The 18,321-nt window shown below is 42.1% G+C and carries 16 protein-coding genes; 8 read left to right on the top strand and 8 right to left on the bottom strand.

Features of this window, described 5'->3' with window-relative positions; genetic code table 11:
• Positions 1 to 237: 237 nt before the first annotated feature.
• Positions 238 to 2,502, bottom strand: coding sequence for an ATP-dependent Clp protease ATP-binding subunit ClpA (gene clpA / locus CKO50_RS06835; RefSeq protein WP_095727554.1), 2,265 nt, complete (start codon positions 2,500 to 2,502; stop codon positions 238 to 240).
• 28 nt (positions 2,503 to 2,530) lie between these two features.
• Entirely contained in the window at positions 2,531 to 2,848 is a 318-nt protein-coding gene (gene clpS, locus CKO50_RS06830; protein WP_010379297.1) for an ATP-dependent Clp protease adapter ClpS, read from the bottom strand.
• Positions 2,849 to 3,047: 199 nt separating this feature from the next.
• Here clpS and cspD point away from each other — a divergent pair, with 199 nt between their 5' ends.
• The 8 genes from cspD (at position 3,048) to CKO50_RS06790 (ending at position 12,105) form a co-directional block, all read left to right on the top strand.
• Positions 3,048 to 3,266 carry a cold shock domain-containing protein CspD gene (gene cspD, locus CKO50_RS06825; protein ID WP_010379294.1) on the top strand — a complete coding sequence of 73 codons (219 nt, stop codon included), beginning with the start codon at positions 3,048 to 3,050 and terminating at the stop codon, positions 3,264 to 3,266.
• A gap of 490 nt (positions 3,267 to 3,756) precedes the next feature.
• Complete coding sequence (locus CKO50_RS06820; RefSeq protein WP_095727553.1) at positions 3,757 to 5,976, top strand: NADP-dependent isocitrate dehydrogenase; 2,220 nt, start codon at positions 3,757 to 3,759, stop codon at positions 5,974 to 5,976.
• A gap of 111 nt (positions 5,977 to 6,087) precedes the next feature.
• Positions 6,088 to 6,756 carry a pseudouridine synthase gene (locus CKO50_RS06815; protein WP_095727552.1) on the top strand — a complete coding sequence of 223 codons (669 nt, stop codon included), beginning with the start codon at positions 6,088 to 6,090 and terminating at the stop codon, positions 6,754 to 6,756.
• A gap of 113 nt (positions 6,757 to 6,869) precedes the next feature.
• Entirely contained in the window at positions 6,870 to 7,970 is a 1,101-nt protein-coding gene (mnmA, locus tag CKO50_RS06810) for a tRNA 2-thiouridine(34) synthase MnmA (RefSeq protein WP_095727551.1), read from the top strand.
• A complete protein-coding gene (gene hflD, locus CKO50_RS06805) occupies positions 7,970 to 8,572 on the top strand; it encodes a high frequency lysogenization protein HflD (RefSeq protein ID WP_095727550.1) in 603 nt (200 codons plus the stop codon). Before mnmA ends, hflD begins: the two co-directional genes overlap by 1 nt.
• Before the next feature lie 274 nt (positions 8,573 to 8,846).
• Positions 8,847 to 10,217: an adenylosuccinate lyase gene (purB, locus tag CKO50_RS06800; RefSeq protein ID WP_095727549.1), complete on the top strand. Its 1,371-nt coding sequence runs from the start codon at positions 8,847 to 8,849 to the stop codon at positions 10,215 to 10,217.
• A 108-nt stretch (positions 10,218 to 10,325) separates the two neighbouring features.
• Complete coding sequence (locus tag CKO50_RS06795) at positions 10,326 to 11,513, top strand: cupin domain-containing protein (protein ID WP_095727548.1); 1,188 nt, start codon at positions 10,326 to 10,328, stop codon at positions 11,511 to 11,513.
• A gap of 133 nt (positions 11,514 to 11,646) precedes the next feature.
• Positions 11,647 to 12,105, top strand: a complete 459-nt coding sequence (locus tag CKO50_RS06790) for a GNAT family N-acetyltransferase (RefSeq protein ID WP_095727557.1) — start codon at positions 11,647 to 11,649, stop codon at positions 12,103 to 12,105.
• Here the strand turns inward: CKO50_RS06790 and CKO50_RS06785 are convergent.
• From CKO50_RS06785 to CKO50_RS06760, 6 genes are all read right to left on the bottom strand, one after another.
• The gene (locus CKO50_RS06785) at positions 12,089 to 12,538 is read right to left on the bottom strand and encodes a DUF4826 family protein (protein ID WP_095727547.1); all 450 of its coding nucleotides are present in this window, start codon (positions 12,536 to 12,538) and stop codon (positions 12,089 to 12,091) included. The two genes, CKO50_RS06790 and CKO50_RS06785, sit on opposite strands and share 17 nt — an antisense overlap.
• Positions 12,539 to 12,935: 397 nt before the next feature.
• Positions 12,936 to 13,451, bottom strand: coding sequence for a hypothetical protein (locus CKO50_RS06780; RefSeq protein ID WP_095727546.1), 516 nt, complete (start codon positions 13,449 to 13,451; stop codon positions 12,936 to 12,938).
• A gap of 63 nt (positions 13,452 to 13,514) precedes the next feature.
• A complete protein-coding gene (locus CKO50_RS24490; RefSeq protein ID WP_095727545.1) occupies positions 13,515 to 15,155 on the bottom strand; it encodes a biotin/lipoyl-containing protein in 1,641 nt (546 codons plus the stop codon).
• 125 nt (positions 15,156 to 15,280) lie between these two features.
• Positions 15,281 to 16,231: a sensor histidine kinase gene (locus CKO50_RS06770; RefSeq protein ID WP_095727544.1), complete on the bottom strand. Its 951-nt coding sequence runs from the start codon at positions 16,229 to 16,231 to the stop codon at positions 15,281 to 15,283.
• A 4-nt stretch (positions 16,232 to 16,235) separates the two neighbouring features.
• The gene (locus tag CKO50_RS06765; protein ID WP_095727543.1) at positions 16,236 to 16,775 is read right to left on the bottom strand and encodes a heme NO-binding domain-containing protein; all 540 of its coding nucleotides are present in this window, start codon (positions 16,773 to 16,775) and stop codon (positions 16,236 to 16,238) included.
• Between the two features lie 130 nt (positions 16,776 to 16,905).
• Entirely contained in the window at positions 16,906 to 18,303 is a 1,398-nt protein-coding gene (locus CKO50_RS06760; RefSeq protein ID WP_095727542.1) for a hypothetical protein, read from the bottom strand.
• Positions 18,304 to 18,321: the final 18 nt, after the last annotated feature.

Raw genomic sequence — 18,321 nt, 5'->3', positions numbered from 1 at the left:
GCCAGTGTATGATAAATAACTGACAGAAATCATCGACATCGCAGTAGGTTTCAACTAACTTATTCATGCTCGTTCCTTTTGGTTTAATCACTCTTGGTCGAATGATCGGATCAGGGAACGAGCAATTAGTATACACGAACGACTAGCACTGAGTTTGAGAGACGGTAATGCCGCATCAAACTGAGTGATAACAAAAAGCCCAGCAACGCTAGGCCTTTATCAAATACTTCAAAGGTTTTATGCTGATACCGCTTCCGTTTGGTAATCAAAGGACAACTTGTTGTCTTTCACTGTGACTTTCACTGTCCCACCATCAGACAAATGACCAAACAAGATTTCATTGGCAAGTGGCTTTTTCAGGTTGTCCTGAATAACTCTCGCCATTGGACGAGCCCCCATTGCCTTGTCATAACCAAGATCTGCCAGCCAATCTCGTGCTTGAGCCGTAAGTTCCAGGTTAACCGATTTCTTATCAAGCTGCGCTTGCAATTCAACAATGAATTTATCAACAACTTGCAAGATAACTTCTTTCTCTAGGTGGTTGAACCAAATGATGTTGTCCAAGCGGTTTCTAAACTCTGGTGTGAACACCTTATTGATTTCTACCATGGCATCATGAGAGTAGTCTTGCTGCTGGAATCCAATCGATTGACGAACAGTCTCTTGCACACCCGCATTTGTTGTCATCACCAACACAATGTTTCTAAAGTCTGCCTTACGACCATTGTTGTCTGTTAGCGTACCATGATCCATAACCTGCAATAGAATGTTGTAGATGTCCGGGTGCGCTTTCTCTATTTCATCGAGCAACACCACTGCGTGGGGATGCTTGATTGCAGCCTCAGTCAACAGTCCCCCCTGCTCAAAGCCCACATACCCCGGAGGCGCACCAATTAGTCGGCTAACGGCATGGCGTTCAGAGTACTCAGACATGTCGAAGCGAATAAACTCTATACCCATACACTTAGCAAGTTGCTTGGTTACTTCGGTTTTACCGACCCCTGTAGGACCTGCAAACAAGAATGAACCTACAGGCTTGTCTTCATTAGCAAGACCGGAGCGTGATAAGCGAATTGCTGATGTTAACGCGTCAATCGACTCATCTTGACCAAACACCAACATCTTCAAGTTGCGATCAAGATTCTTAAGCGTTTCTTTATCACTAGATGATACGCTTTGCTGTGGAATACGCGCCATTTTAGAGACGATCGCTTCAATGTCCGACACATTAATCGTTTTCTTACGTCTTGACGTTGGCTGTAGCCTTTGACTTGCGCCCGCTTCGTCAATGACATCGATTGCTTTGTCTGGCAAATGGCGCTCATTGATATATTTAGCACTGAGTTCAGCAGCCGCTTTTAACGCTTTTTGCGTGTAACGAATACCATGGTGCTCTTCATAACGCTCTTTCAATCCATGTAAGATCTTAGTGGTATCTTCGACACTTGGTTCAACCACATCAATTTTTTGGAAACGGCGCACTAACGCTCTGTCCTTCTCAAAAATATTTTTGAATTCAGAGTATGTTGTTGAGCCCATACAGCGAAGTTGTCCACTCGATAACAATGGCTTAATTAGATTAGACGCATCCATCACACCACCTGAAGCAGCCCCAGCGCCGATAATGGTATGGATTTCGTCAATAAATAATATTGCATGCGGTTTCGATTGAAGTTCTTTCAGTAGCGCTTTAAACCGCTTCTCAAAGTCACCGCGATATTTTGTCCCCGCAAGTAACGCCCCCATATCCAGTGAGTAAACTACTGCATCGGCAATTACATCGGGTACCTGATTATTAACGATCCGATACGCTAAACCTTCAGCAATCGCAGTTTTACCAACCCCCGCTTCACCAACGAGTAATGGGTTGTTTTTCTTACGACGGCACAGTACCTGAACCGTACGTTCAACTTCCTCATCACGACCAACCAGCGGATCTATACGACCAGATTCCGCTTGCACATTTAAGTTGGACGTAAAGTTTTCCAGCTTGGTTTTCTCTTCCTGTTGCATTTCACCGCTATCGTCTTGCATCTCTTCATGATCTTCTTGCTCGTGATCATCTTCAATCTTAGAGATGCCATGACTAATAAAGTTAACGATATCTAAGCGACTCACGTCGGCCTTTTTCAGTAAATAAACAGCTTGGCTCTCTTGCTCAGAAAAAATAGCAACAAGTACATTTACTCCAGTCACTTCTGAGCGACCAGAGGATTGAACATGGAATACCGCACGCTGCAACACGCGCTGAAAGCCAAGTGTTGGTTGTGTTTCTCTGTCTTCCTCTAAATCTGGAATAACAGGCGTAGTTTCATCAATAAACTCTGATAACTCGCGCTTCAAGGTATCCATATCGACACCACAGGCATCTAGCGCCTCACTAGCAGAGGGGTTATCGATCAATGCAAGTAATAAATGCTCAACCGTCATAAACTCGTGACGGCGAGAACGGGCCTCGCGAAACGCGGCATTAAGAGTAAGTTCTAAGTCTTTGTTTAGCATTGGCAACCCCCAACAAGAAATTTATAGGTCATTCCTGCTCACAACTACAGAGCAGCGGGTGCTCGTTGTCACGAGCATATCGGTTTACCTGCTCAGCCTTAGTATGGGCTATATCAGCAGGGTATACTCCACATACCGCTTTTCCCTTGTGATGCACTTCAAGCATCACCTCAGTTGCTCTCTCGCTATCCATATTGAAGAATGTCGTCAATACCTCGACAACAAAATCCATGGGCGTGTAATCATCATTGTTTAAAATCACTTTATATTTTCGCGGCGGTTGAAGCTGCTGCTTCTGTTCCTCGCGAACGGCGTCCAATACACCCGAATCTTTTGTCCCACTCATAATAAATATAGTCTTGTCTTATATACTCAAGCAAATAGATTTGAGAAATAAATAAAATGTTAAAAAAAATAGCAAAAAACTTGACTGTTTGCTCATATAAACTACAGTCGTACATGACTGTCTAATCTATGGGCAGTTTAGCAAAATTAAAAGAGTAGATTAACTTAAATTTAGTCAACTTATAGAAGGATGTAGAAGTATGGCTTGCGGAAAAGTCAAATGGTTCAATAACGCCAAAGGGTTTGGTTTCATCGTAGAAGACGGCAGTGACGAAGATATCTTTGCTCATTACTCAACGATTGTAATGGATGGATACAAGACGCTTAAAGCTGGTCAGGATGTATCATTCGAGCTACAACAAGGGCCCAAGGGTCTACACGCAACTAACATTGCTCCAATTACGGAAGATGTTGTTTAAGTGTTAAGTAGTTTTTGGCTAAAGCGGGTTACATGAGTGCTCGCTTATTCCTCTCTTTGAATCACTCCTCCAAATCGAAAAGAAATCTTCAGGCTTTTCTTATCTCATTTGTTATAACTTTTCACTTTTACACTTTAAATTTAATAATTAGCCCCCATATGCAAACACTGTTAGACTAAAGCACGCTTGCAAAGTCAATTTCAGGTTGGTTAGATATTGCTACTTTAATGCATTTCAATGCTGAATGAATACCAGTTATTGTGATAAGCCAAAAGTATAAATACCTAACAAACTTGCTAATGCTGCGCTACCTAGACATAGATCCTAACGAGGATTGTCGAGGTTTTTTACATCTTTCACTAATCGCTTAGTGAACTGGTCCAGTTTAAACCGGCTACAACAACACGTTGTTGAGTGTGAAAATTGCGTTGCTTAGTCCTATTAGCAATTGTTGAACGGCGTAACAGCCCACAACTATCTAGGAATGATGATGACATCGAAAATTATCTATACCAAAACAGATGAAGCCCCGGCTCTCGCAACATACTCGCTATTGCCAATCATCCAAGCATTCACTAAGCCTGCAAATATCGAAGTTGAAACTCGCGATATTTCACTTGCAGGACGTATTATTGCGACTTTCCCTGAGTACTTAAAAGAAGAACAACGTATTGGTGATGCACTCGCTGAGCTAGGTGCACTTGCTAAAACGCCTGAAGCTAACATCATCAAGTTACCTAATATCAGTGCTTCAATTCCACAACTTCGTGCAGCGATTAAAGAATTGCAAGCTAAAGGTTACGCGCTGCCAGAGTATCCTTCTGAAGCCAAAACAGACGAAGAAGCCGATGTTAAAGCGCGTTATGACAAAATCAAAGGTAGTGCAGTAAACCCCGTACTTCGTGAAGGTAACTCAGACCGCCGTGCTCCAACTTCAGTTAAAGGCTATGCTCGTAAAAACCCGCATTCAATGGGTGCTTGGTCTAAAGATTCACAGTCTTATGTTGCATCAATGGCTGACGGTGACTTCTTCGGTTCTGAACAGTCGGTAACGGTTACTGAAGCGACTGATGTTCGTATTGAACACGTGGCGAGCAATGGTGACATCACCGTACTTAAACAAAGCACGCCACTACTTGCGGGTGAAATCATTGACGCCTCTCGTATGAGTGTACAGGCACTACGTGAATTCTTAGCAGCGCAAGTACAAGAAGCAAAAGATAAAGGCGTTTTATTCTCGCTACACATGAAAGCAACCATGATGAAGGTGTCAGATCCAATCATCTTTGGTCATGCTGTAAAAGTATTCTACAAAGACGTATTCGAAAAGCATGCGGCGACATTTGCTGAAATCGGTGTTGATGCAAGCAACGGTGTTGGCGACGTGTACTCAAAAATTGAGTCGTTGGACGACGCGAAGCGCAAAGAAATCGAAGCTGACCTTGCAGCAGTTTACGAGACAGCACCTGATATCGCGATGGTAGACTCAGACCGTGGTATTACAAACCTGCATGTACCTAGTGACGTGATCATCGATGCATCAATGCCTGCTGCCATTCGTTCAAGCGGTCAGATGTGGAATGCTGAAGGTAAACAACAAGATACGGCTTTTGTGATCCCAGATCGTTGTTACTCAGGTGTATACGGCGCAACTATCGATTTCTGTAAAGAAAACGGTGCATTTGACCCACGTACTATGGGTACGATCCCTAACGTCGGTCTAATGGCACAAAAAGCGGAAGAGTACGGTTCACACGACAAAACGTTTGAAGCGCCATCAGCTGGCACAATCCGCGTTGTAGATGCGGCGGGTAACACCTTACTTGAGCATACCGTTGCTGAGGGCGACATCTGGCGCATGTGTCAGGTGAAAGATGCGCCGATCAAAGACTGGGTAAAACTAGCGGTTAACCGTGCGCGCGCAACGAATACACCTGCCGTTTTCTGGTTAGACGAAGCCCGTGCTCACGACGCTGAACTTATCAAAAAGGTAAACGCTTATCTGCCTGAGCATGATACTGATGGCCTTGAAATTTTAATCAAAGCACCAGTAGATGCAACGCTATACTCACTAGAGCGCATGAAAAAAGGCGAAGATACTATTTCAGTAACGGGTAACGTATTACGTGATTACCTAACTGACCTTTTCCCAATTTTAGAGCTTGGTACCAGTGCAAAAATGCTATCTATCGTTCCACTAATGAATGGCGGTGGCTTATTCGAGACTGGTGCGGGTGGTTCTGCGCCTAAACACGTACAACAGTTCGAAAAAGAAAACCACTTGCGTTGGGATTCGCTAGGCGAATTCCTTGCACTTGCTGCTTCTTTTGAGCATTTGAGCCAAACAACAGGTAATGCTAAGGCACAAGTACTTGCAGATACATTAGATGCAGCAACGGCTAAATTCTTAGATGAAAACAAGTCGCCTTCACGTAAAGTGAAAGAGCTTGATAACCGTGGTAGCCATTTCTACCTTGCAATGTACTGGGCTCAAGAGCTTGCTGCACAAGACAAAGATGCAGAGCTTAAAGCTAAGTTTGAAAATGTTGCTGCGGAACTAACAGCAAAAGAAGCTGATATTGTTGCTGCACTGAATGAAGCACAAGGTCAAGCAATGGATGTTGGTGGTTATTACCAGCCTGAAGATGACAAAGCGTTTGCAGCTATGCGTCCTTCTGCGGTATTTAACGATGTACTAGCGTCACTGTAATCTTCGGATAACAGTCAAAAAGCGGCCCGAGGGTCGCTTTTTTGCTTTCAGGCGACACTCGTGAGCAATTACGCTAAAATGCCATTTTTCGTGAACCTTAGGAATGTGGCGATGAACACAAGTAGTAAAGCCCGCACAAATAACAAAAGAAAATCACATGCTAACAAGCCCGCATTCTCTAGACACACCACAACGCGGAAAAAGCCAATAACTAACCGGCAGTCAAAACCCGCCCTACCGCCAGAGCAAGTAAAAGTGGTTCTATTTAATAAGCCTTTTGATGTTTTGTGTCAGTTTACTGATGATCAAAATCGGCAAACATTGGCTGATTTTATTGATATCAAAGATGTGTATGCTGCAGGCCGCTTGGATAGAGATAGTGAGGGGCTATTGCTACTGACCAACTGCGGTAAATTACAAAACACCCTGACTTCTCCTAAAAAATCGACATATAAAACCTACTGGGTTCAGGTCGAAGGAGAGCCAAGTGGCGAAAGCCTAAATGCGCTTAGAAACGGTGTAGAACTAAAAGATGGTCCAACTTTACCTGCCAAAGTAGAAGTAATAACTGAGCCCAATGTTTGGTCACGTAATCCGCCGATTAGAGAGCGCAAAAATATTCCAACAACCTGGCTTTCTATTTCCATCAAAGAAGGACGTAATAGACAAGTTCGTCGTATGACGGCACACATTGGTCACCCCACGCTTAGACTTATTCGCGCACAAATAGGTAAATATAGTCTGGGCGATCTTAAAAACGGTGAATATCGAGTGCTTTAGCATTTCTACAAGGACTTTTCTCCCGCGCTTGAACGCCTCACGGGCGTGCAATTTAAAGAGATTTAAGTATAATAAGCGCTTTCTATCTGAGCACTAAGATTAATAGCGAAATTATGAGCGATAATAGTCACATTAAAGTCATTGTCGGAATGTCCGGCGGTGTAGATTCTTCTGTATCTGCCTACCTTTTAAAACAACAAGGCTATCAAGTTGAAGGCCTGTTTATGAAGAACTGGGAAGAAGATGACAATGATGAGTATTGTGCAGCAGCTGAAGATCTAAAAGATGCTCAGGCAGTGTGTAATAAGCTAGGTATTGAGCTACACACTGTGAACTTTGCTGCTGAATACTGGGACAATGTGTTTGAACATTTCCTTGAAGAATACAAAGCTGGCCGTACACCAAACCCAGACATCATGTGCAACAAAGAAATCAAATTTAAAGCCTTTTTACAGTTTGCAGCAGAAGCGTTGGGTGCGGACTATATCGCAACTGGCCACTATGTTCGTCGCGCAGAGCGTGACGGTAAATTCGTTATGCTTCGTGGAGATGACGAGAACAAAGATCAAAGCTATTTCCTTTACACATTAAGCCATGAACATATTGCACAAACACTCTTCCCTGTGGGTGAAATTGAAAAGCCAGAGGTGCGTAAAATCGCAGAGGAGCAAGGCTTAATCACGCATGATAAGAAGGATTCAACCGGGATCTGCTTTATCGGTGAACGCAAATTTAAAGACTTCCTTGCCAAATTTTTACCCGCGCAGCCTGGTGTGATTGAAGATTGTGAAGGTAATCATGTTGGTGAACATGAAGGCTTGATGTACCACACGCTAGGTCAACGTAAGGGTCTATTAATTGGTGGTTCGAAAGAAGGCAACGGCGAACCTTGGTATGTGGTAGATAAAGATATCGAACGTAATGTATTGGTTGTTGGGCAAGGTAAAAACCACCCTCGCCTGTTCAGCAACGGTTTAAACGCAAATCAGCTACATTGGGTTGACCGCGTAGGTCCACAAGGCACAACTCGCTGCACGGTAAAAACACGTTATCGCCAAACCGACATCCCTTGTACGTTATTAGTTGGTCAAGATGGTATGGCACGCGTGCTATTCGATGAACCACAAAAAGCCGTAACTCCTGGACAATCTGCGGTATTCTACGCAAATGATGTGTGCCTTGGCGGCGGTATTATCGAGTCGGTGATTAAATAATGCAAAACCAATACGTAATGCCTCTGGCGGCAATGTGTCAGATCAGTAAACTGGTACAAAAATGTGCGCGTTACGGCACCTTCAATGAAAACGAAGTTGAGGGCTTTTTAAGAAGCATTATTAACACTTCTCCTGAACGTCCTGAGGACGTTTACCCAGACAAATTTGCCATCAAAACAGGCTGCCGAACGCTAATCGAGCAGCTTTCAGCTGGCGGCGAAAAAGACGTTGAAATGGTTAAGTATGTTGGCGCTATGATGCAGTTAGAGCGGGTGCTAAGTAACGATAGCAAATCTCTTGATTTATTAGCGCAAAAAATTCAGCAAGTTGAGCGCCAGTTATTACACTTTGATATCTGTGAAAGCCAAGTTGTTGCAGCACTTGCCGACACTTACGGTCAAGTAATAAGCCCTCTAGGCCCTAAGATCCAAGTATTCGGTAAGCCTGAGTTATTAAAACAAACAGCAACACAACAAAAAATTCGGGCATTATTACTTGCAGGGATACGTAGTGCAGTACTGTGGCGCCAGCTCGGCGGTAAACGTCGTCAATTCTTTTTTGCGAAAAAGAAAATCGTTACTGCTGCAAAAAGTTATATATGATACCAATTTGTCTTAATACTTGCTCAATTTGAAGGAGTAAATCTGACGCTAACAGGGTTAAAAATTTTTTATTTAGAACACTAAATAGCAAAATTTTCGCCTTGCCTACATGGATGTAAATACCTTGGCGTGAGCAGGATGCGGAAGCGGTGTTATCGATTAGATTTTATCGCCTCAAAGTAGACCACTTAATTAATCAAGTTGGTATAAAATTCGTAGTGGTTCTAATACCATTATCTAAGTATCGTTCAAAAACAAATAGTTAGGAGTTATTATGGAGCTTTCAGCGTTAACCGCTATCTCTCCTGTGGATGGTCGCTATGGTAGCAAGACCAAAGAACTGAGAAGCATCTTCAGTGAATTTGGCTTGATCAAATACCGCGTCATCGTAGAAGTTCGTTGGCTACAAGCGCTAGCGAGCAGCGACGCCATTAAAGAAGTACCCGCTTTCAGCGATGAAGCCAACGCACTTCTTGATAGCATCGTTGAAAACTTCAGCGAAGCAGACGCAGCACGCGTAAAAGAGATTGAGCGCACCACTAACCACGACGTTAAAGCTGTAGAATACCTTCTTAAAGAAAAAGTAGCTGACAATGCCGAGCTAAATGCCGTCAATGAATTTATTCATTTTGCATGTACCTCTGAGGACATCAATAACCTTTCTCATGGCCTAATGCTAACTGAAGCGCGTGACAAGGTATTACTGCCATACTGTGATGAACTACTGAGCGCAATCAAAGGCAAAGCGATTGAGTATAAGTCAATTCCAATGATGACTCGTACACACGGCCAACCTGCTTCCCCATCAACCATGGGTAAAGAGTTTGCAAACGTGTATGTTCGCCTGCAACGTCAACGTCAGCAAATCTCTAACGTACAAATGCTTGGTAAAATCAATGGTGCCGTTGGCAACTATAATGCTCACCTAAGCGCTTATCCAGATTACGATTGGCATGCACACAGTGAACGTTTTGTATCAAGCCTAGGTTTGACTTGGAACCCATTCACAACGCAAATCGAACCGCATGACTATATCGCTGAGCTATTCGATGCGATTGCACGCTTCAATACTATCTTAATTGATTTTGACCGTGACGTTTGGGGTTATATCGCGCTAAACCACTTCAAGCAAAAAACCATTGCTGGTGAGATTGGTTCTTCAACAATGCCTCACAAAGTTAACCCTATCGACTTTGAAAACTCTGAAGGTAACCTTGGCATTGCTAACGCTATCTTTGCTCATCTTGCACAAAAGCTACCTGTTTCACGCTGGCAACGTGACCTAACTGACTCAACAGTTTTACGTAACTTAGGTGTTGGTATGGGTTATGCGCTTATCGCGTATCAAGCAACGCTAAAAGGCGTTAGCAAGTTAGAAGTTAATGCTGAGCGTTTACTTGCTGAGCTTGATGATAACTGGGAACTACTTGCAGAGCCAATCCAAACGGTAATGCGCAAGTACGGTATCGAAAAGCCATATGAAAAGCTAAAAGATCTTACTCGTGGTAAACGCGTAAACAAAGAAATCATGGCTGACTTCATCGATAACCTAGACTTGCCAAATGAAGTAAAAGCACAAATGAAAGAAATGACGCCAGCAAACTATATTGGTCGTGCTGAAGCGTTCATTGACGAACTAAACTAAGTAACCTGAACTTCGGTTAAGTATAAAACGACACTAGTTTTTATACTAATTAGTATAGAATAAGCGAAAGAGTGCACTCTTTCGCTTTTTTATTACTGGAATTTCCCTATGTATCAACTGCAAATAAATGACCTTACCTTCGAACAATTTCTTGCCCAGTATTGGCAAAAGAAGCCACTACTCATCAAGCAAGGATTCCGAGACTTTGAAGACCCAATTGAGCCAGAAGAACTTGCCGGCCTTGCAACTGAAGAATGCATAGAATCTCGAATTGTTACTAATCACAATGATAACTGGGAAGCCCATCACGGCCCTTTTGAACAATTTGATTTACTCACCGATAGCAACAGCACCCTGTTGGTTCAAGCCGTTGATCACTGGCACCCACAAGCCGCACAATTAATAGAAGCGTTTAGATTTATACCAAATTGGCGTATAGACGACTTGATGATCAGCTTTTCGACGCCTGGTGGCGGCGTTGGTCCGCACTTAGATCAATATGATGTTTTTATAATTCAAGGACAAGGTAAACGTCATTGGCGAGTTGGCAAACAGGACAACAGCCTAAAGCAATTTGCGCGCAACAAGAGTCTATTACAAGTAGAGCAATTCGAAGCGGTCATTGATGCAGTTCTTGAACCGGGTGATATCTTATATATTCCACCAGCTTGTCCTCACGAAGGTTATGCAGTTGAGGATGCTTTAAACTACTCAGTTGGCTTTAGAGCGCCTGATCAAAAAGACTTGCTTTCAAGCTTTGCTGATCATGTAATTGATATGGAAGCTGGAAAACGCCGTTTTAGCGATCCAGAATTACAACTCAGAGCGTCTATTGGCGAAGTGACCTGCGACGACCAACAACAGATAAAGTCTCTGCTCAATGCTTTACTTGAAGATAAGGCACTATACAGTCAATGGCTTGGAAAAACACTCAGCGAACCAAAACATGAGATGGATCTCGCGCCATTAGACCCCGTAATTGATCCTCAGGAGCTTCTCGAGATCGCCAAAGATAACCCATTGGTTTATCGCGCTGGTGGAGTACGTGCTATTTACCAAATCTGTGACGATCATATTTTGTTCAGTGTCAATGGTGAAAACTATGAATTAGACCATCATTGTTTAGATGCCGTAAAGCAGCTAAGCGATCATGTTGTGTTTGAGTTTAATGCAATAATTCCTGCATTAAATAGTTTGGAATTTAAACAAACGTTAACTAAACTGATTAATGATGGGACCTACTTCGTTGAAGACAGTGATCCAGCCGATGCTGACTTCAATGAGGGCTGGGAGTAGAGCCTGTTAGAACAAGATAGCCGCGTTCACAAAAACAACAATATGCCGCGAACGCCTTGATCTTCAAGGTTTTCGCAAGCTCTAGCTTGTCGCTAAACAGGGAATGCAGGTGCAATCTGTAGATGGGGGCAGTATGAGTTATAGGATCAGTAAAGTAACTTGGCAAACCAAAAAATTGGAGCTCAAAGCGATACGCGAACGCGTATTTGTGTATGAACTTCACATTCCTAAAGAAGTTGAATTTGATCAGCAGGATATCACAGCCGAGCACTTAATTATTATTGACGATATCGATGGGCCAGTTGGCACAGGACGACTGTGTGAAGATGGGCTATTAAGCCGTATCGCGATATTCAAATCTCATCGTAATCGAGATGCCTACGCTTCATTGATTGGGGGACTTGTTGACTTGGCAAAAGACAAAGGCTTTGAAGATGTTTTTATCCAATGCATTTTGGATGAAGTGCCCGAATTTTTACAATCGGGGTTTTCCACGCATGGGCACGTATTTATGGAAGCTGGCATTCCAAGACAGCGCTTGAAATGCCCTATCCAATCACTCAAGATGGATCCGTTTACGATGCTTCATTAGCCCAAAGTTCGTCTTTAGCGAAAAGGTCATATAGACCGTGAGCTCGGTTTACTAGTAGATTAGCAAACTGGGCTTGTGTTTTTTCTACTGGCTTTGCAGACATAATTTCTTCCGCTTTCATCTGCCAATGGAATGAAAAATAGCGCAGTGCTTCACGAGCTGTAGCGGCTGCTGATGCCTCAATATGATCTGTCGGTAGATTACCTGTGATCACCCAATACTTTTTGCCGTTTTGACCTTTGATTTTCCAAAGCGCAACCAATGGTTCAATGTAGCGACATTCTTTTTCAATAATACTCCGCGGTAACACTCCTTTATCCGCGAGATGTTTTTGTGCAGCTTGCACGCAGTTCCGTTGCCATTGTATTGATCTTTGCTGTTGTTGTTCTGGTGTTAACGCCTCTTGCTGCGGTTGGTTTTGTTCTTCACTCATTGTTCACCCTTTTATTCTTTTTAGATTACCGAATAGCATTTTACTTTATCGTTATTTACGCGGTGCGTTTCATAGCAAATTATTCAGCAAATCAGTTTTGATTTTTATACATCAAGCACTCAAGTGCTTGCGAAGTTACCTGATACTAAGCTTTTGCAGTCATAACGGCAATACGAACGAAGGAATTTTGAGTTTATATGACTAATTACTGAGCTGTAAGTTTCGAGNTTTTTTTTTTTTTTTTAGCCACATCAACATGATTACTTACACTCAAGGAATGCTGACTATGGCTAGATTACTATTACTCATTGTCTTTTCATGTAGAGGCTATTTGCGCTGCTCCAAACAGCGCCGTATTTATTGTCAGAAATTTTAATCGGTAGATTGAAACCTCAAATCAATAACCAAAGAAAACCAGAGCTTTGTGGTTTTGAACTGCTGTATCGAAAATGAAGTTTACCGTTTCTATATAGGAGGTTTCTTTAGTGTATGTTTCGTCACTGCCAAGAAAGACCTGTCGACCCTGCTCTAATTCTTCAAGAGGGACGCTGTAGAATTCAGGCCAATCATCATTTTTGGGGATAGGAATAAATGCTTTATGATTAGATGGCGTCACATCTTCCATTATGTCTAGAAAGTCATCATGGCGAACCATCTCACCAAATTCTTGGCACAGCATTTCATATAGGTAACCGTAAATAAAGTTGTCTTCGTCGTCCTCATCTATACTCGTTCCATTTATAATATTCGCCATGCAAGCGGCATATCCCTTAACATCCAGCTCTTCTTCTTGCCCTGCAATTTCATCTCGATATTTGGATAAAAACCTATCCAAAAATTGCTGATCTTTACTTCCCCACACCGCTTTTACTTTTTCTGCATCAACTTGATATGCAATGATATTATAACTCATTAAAAATCTCCTTTTTGAGTAAAATAGCTGGCTAACTTCTTTGCAGCTGCTACAAGCGCGAAGCTATACCAGCAAAAAATAACCTGCCAGCGCAATAACGATTACACTGGCGACAAACGTAAACACTTTGCCAGAGCTTGCACCTCCTTCTTGACTGTCTTTGCTACAATCTTCTCCTACATGGGCAATCACTGCAGACTCTGATCGTAAAACCGTTGAAGCTGGACTAACATGGTCATTTGTTAAATCAACATAGCTATCGCCAGTTTGAGTACTAAGAGGGGGAGATTCATTTTTAAGGTCCGTATCAATAACCGTGCTATCGGTTGCTTCGACTTCCGCTACGTCTTCCTGAGCTTCTAAATTATCGCATGTAGCCTGATGAGAGGATGCATTGAGTTCAACCAGTGTAGAGGGTTCATTGTCCAAAACTGGGTCTAACAGCACTTGAGCCATTAAAGCATCAATATTATCCTCTTGTAGCTCAGGCTCGAGCTCAGACGCGACATACTCGGGGTGATACAAAGTGACAATTGTTTCGTCAGGTGTAACTGTTTGTTCAAGCTTTTTGACAAAGTCGCATACTACACCATCGTGGGGAGCACTTACTTCAAGAACAGCCTTATCGGTATAAACATCGCAAAGCCTATCGCCACAAGCAACCATGTCTCCTTCTTTCACATAGATTTCAATAATTGTCGCACTATCTACAAACTCGGGTAATGCATCAATCTGCACGNTGCCTTTCCCTTTCAACTCATGCTCAGTAGTGATGTCTTCATTACTGAGCAGCTGATGAACTCTCTTCGATATCACTGCAGACTCTGATCGTAAAACCGTTGAAGCTTGACTAACATGGTCGTTAGTTAAATCAACATAGCTATCGCCAGTTTGAGTACTAAGAGGGGGAGATTCATTTTTAAGCTGTGTGTCAATAACCGTGCTATTGGTTGCTTCGACTGCCGCTATGTCTTTATGCGCTTCTAAACTATCACATGTAGCCTGATGAGAAGGCCTATTAAGCTCGACCAGCGTAGAGGGTTCATTATCCAAAGCTGGATCTAACAATACTTGAGCTATTAAGACATCGATATTATCTTCTTTCGACTCAGGAAGTGTAGTCTCAGGCGCAATATACGCGGGGTGATACAAAGTAACGATCGTTTCACCTGCAACGACTTCTTGCTCAAGCGTTTTGATAAAATCGCACACTACGCCATCATTGGGAGCACAAACTTCAAGGATGACCTTGTCAGTATAAACATCGCAAAGCCTATCGCCACAAGCAACCTTATCTCCTTCTTTGACATAGATTTCAATAATCGTTGCGCTATCAACAAAATCGGGTAATACATCGATCTGCACANTGCCTTTCCCTTTCAACTCATGCTCAGTAGTGATGTCTTCATTACTGAGCAGCTGATGAACTCTCTTCGATTCAAGTACAACTAAGTGGTTTAGTTCTGGATCAGGAATGATTGACATAATAAGCGCATCGGCTTTCAAAACATCGCCTTCGTTCACCACAATTTTACCAATACGGCTGGCTTCTGGCGCTCGTAGCTCCAATACGACCTTATTCGTTTCGATATCACATAAGACTTGATCTTTTGCAACTTGATGTCCCTCAGCTACATAGAGTGTTGCTATTTTTGCTGTATCTATTAACTCAGGCAGCACGGGGACTTTCATTTCAATCGTCATAATTTCCCTATTACGTTTAAGTATCCAATTAAAAGTTGAGGCTCAAAACCTCAAATGAAAATCATTGATAATATGTCTAATTTAGTCGATTAACGTATTACAAAGTGGGGACAGGTGCAAGCTTCTCACTGCTCCAAAGGAAAGGAAATAGTAAACTGACTACCCACTCCTTCTTGACTTTGAACATCAATTTTCCCTTTGTGCTCTTTTACAATCGCATGAGTAATGGCAAGTCCCATGCCCGTACCTTCGCCGACAGGCTTAGTCGTAAAGAAAGGATCGAACAATCTAGGAAGCACGTCAGCATCAATTCCAATTCCGTTGTCGCTAACGCTTAAGATAATATCTTGGTCGTTACCTAGTGCGAGTAACACTTCGATTGATTTATGCGATTTATGGCTCATGTCTATCGCATATTTAGCATTCACCAAAAGATTGATGATCGCTTGTTTTAGCGCTCCTTCCTTGCAATAGATAGTTGGCACATCTTCGACCGCAACGGTTAGCTCGTATCCCTTGAGTTGACCATGGAGTAAGCGAAGCGTGTCTTCAACAATAGACCTTAGAGACACCCTACCGAAACTATCGTTATTGGAGCGGGAGAAATTCATTAAATCATTTACTATGGTTTTAATTCGCTCACAACCGTGCAGCGTATCGTGAACGAGATCCGGCAAATCATTCTTAATTTCGTCAATACGCTGCCTAAAATATATGTCAATAAGGCGAGCTTCCAACTGCTCTCCTCTCAATTCATTTTGTTCAAGTAATTTCACTGATTCAAGCAACTGCAATATTGGCGAGATATAATAATTAAGTGACTCAAGATTACCCGCCACATATGCTAACGGGTTATTTAATTCATGTGCAACGCCTGCAGATAGTGTCCCTAATGTCGCCATACGTTCGTTGTTTATTAATGCGGCTTGTTGATTCTTAAGCTGTTCTAATTGACGTTCAAGTGTTTGGTTAGCCAAATATAACGCACGCGTTTTCTCTTCAAGTAATGACTCGACTTCATCACGTGCACGGCGCTCTCTTAGGTAGGCCTTTTTATAGTCGTTATATTCAGACATCGAATTAATCCAAATGAAGAATAAGTACGCAATGTTTAGCGCCGCTGTGCATGCACTGTGGATGTTCAATTTTTAGTTTGCGACTATAAAACTGGGCAGCACCATAAAGTAGCCCTTCTGCACAAAAACACAATTTACGATTCGAGCAATACTCTAATACGATAGTCTTGTCATCTTTCACTATCGCCGCAATTGAGGGGAGATTAGGTTCATCGTAAAGCTTTTTTACCTCCATGTGTATCATGCTATCGATAGATAAAACCAACTCGTCAAACGACGTAAATTTTGATGAAATACCTTTATGCTTTTCCGCTAAAAATCCAAATAGCGACTGTCCGAAAATAGCCAATACATCTGTCAATGGCTTATTCAATTTGTCAGCGACGCCTTGCGCTAACGCAAATAACTCTGCATCTGGGTAGGATGTAGGGGAAACATAAACCCTTCCCTCAGGTGCATGTGCTTCAAGTAACTCATCCCAAGCTTGCATGCCAATCGCTTCTACAACTAATTCTTCTAAACCTCTAAATATCACGCCGCGCATTAAACTCTCCCTTAACAAAGTTGCTGCGTTATATAGTCAAGACTCACCTCGAAACAAGCCTTTGAATTAACTAGCTTGTTTCGTTCTTAATTAAGTGTAGAACAATATTTGGGATGTAATAGATCTTTCTCTATTCAACTAAAGGAGTTTGTTCGTCAAGTTCAATTGTATCGAGTTCAATTCTTTCAAGCATAGACATATTGAGAAAGTTATCTAGCTCCTCATTATGCGCAAATACCTTATCTTTTATGCCTTGATAGTAGTCATTTACAATTCCAGCTAAATTGCGCTCCATCCAAGTTTCGACAGAGTCTGAGCGTTTAAACGCATCGGGGTTTTCTTCAACATCTTCTAAAATAGATAGCCACATATTGAGTTCAGCTCGCACTGGCATACCTTCTGATTGTTCCATTACGTCATTCATCCAACCGAGTCCCTGATTTTCATAGGCTTTTATCAGCTGATTGTATAACCTACTTTTTTCGTTATCGTCAGCTGGTGCACCTTTAAATTTAACGTATTCTCGATTGTCAGTTCTAAAGTATTCTGTATTCTCATTTTCGTAATTGAGTTTGCTCAATCTTGCGAACAGGTTATTCGGCTCCCGCGTATCCACTTCGTTTAACATTTCTATAAAAGTAGTTCGGTCATTTGCCTTAACCAAGGTTGCCATATCTAGCATGCCACGACTCGTATCAAAATCAGAATTTGCTAAATGCGCGTTCAGATCTAAAAGATCACCGTCTGAGAATTTGTTATCAATGACAAATTTTGCATAGTCATTTAATAATTGGTTGTTCATGTCACCATACGCGTTTACATCTTCAAAAAAGCCTAAACCTCTTACATTTAAATCGAAATCAGCATGGCCGTCTTTATCAAGCAGATAAGCTGGTAAATTTGGTTCAGCGAAGACTTTATTGTCAGCTTGCTCCATCAGCTTAGACATGGTCTTCACCGTATCTTGTAATACCTCATCTGACATATTGCTAAGCTTATTTATTAGCTTGGTAGAATAATCATCCTTTTTTTGATCCAGTAAGTTGATAGTCAACGACTCGACAATAAAATCGGTGAGCTGTCCAAGCTCCTCATCAGTTAATCTGTTAGCAACGTCAAGAAGTGCTTCTGTTGGTTTAAAGTGGGAAAACTTTATTTTTTGTTCTTCGTCCAAGCGATCGAAAATAGCTAGAAATTCGTCAATTTTCTCTCTTCCTTCAAAATCACCATAAGTATCTTTATAAATATGGCCGTTTTCATCCGTTCCCATATGCTCTCGATGAATCCCATAGCGTTTAAGCCCGATCATGCTGAGGTCTAGGTTGAGAAAAAATTCTTTACTGTATGTGACTGGTGATTGTGTGTAAGAAAAATCAATAGTTAATTCATTGTCTGAACTGAGTAATTGATTGGGATCATCATCGACCCTATTTGTCGCAACTTCTCTGACCTTTTCATGTAGTTTTTCTGACGATGTTGAGTTTACAACATTGCCGTTATTCATTTGATATGGTGGTCTTATATTCATAACCTATATCCTTGTTAC

The organism is Pseudoalteromonas sp. HM-SA03, from assembly GCF_002289345.1.
Taxonomy (GTDB): domain Bacteria; phylum Pseudomonadota; class Gammaproteobacteria; order Enterobacterales; family Alteromonadaceae; genus Pseudoalteromonas.
This window is presented reverse-complemented; position numbering and strand designations above follow the sequence as displayed.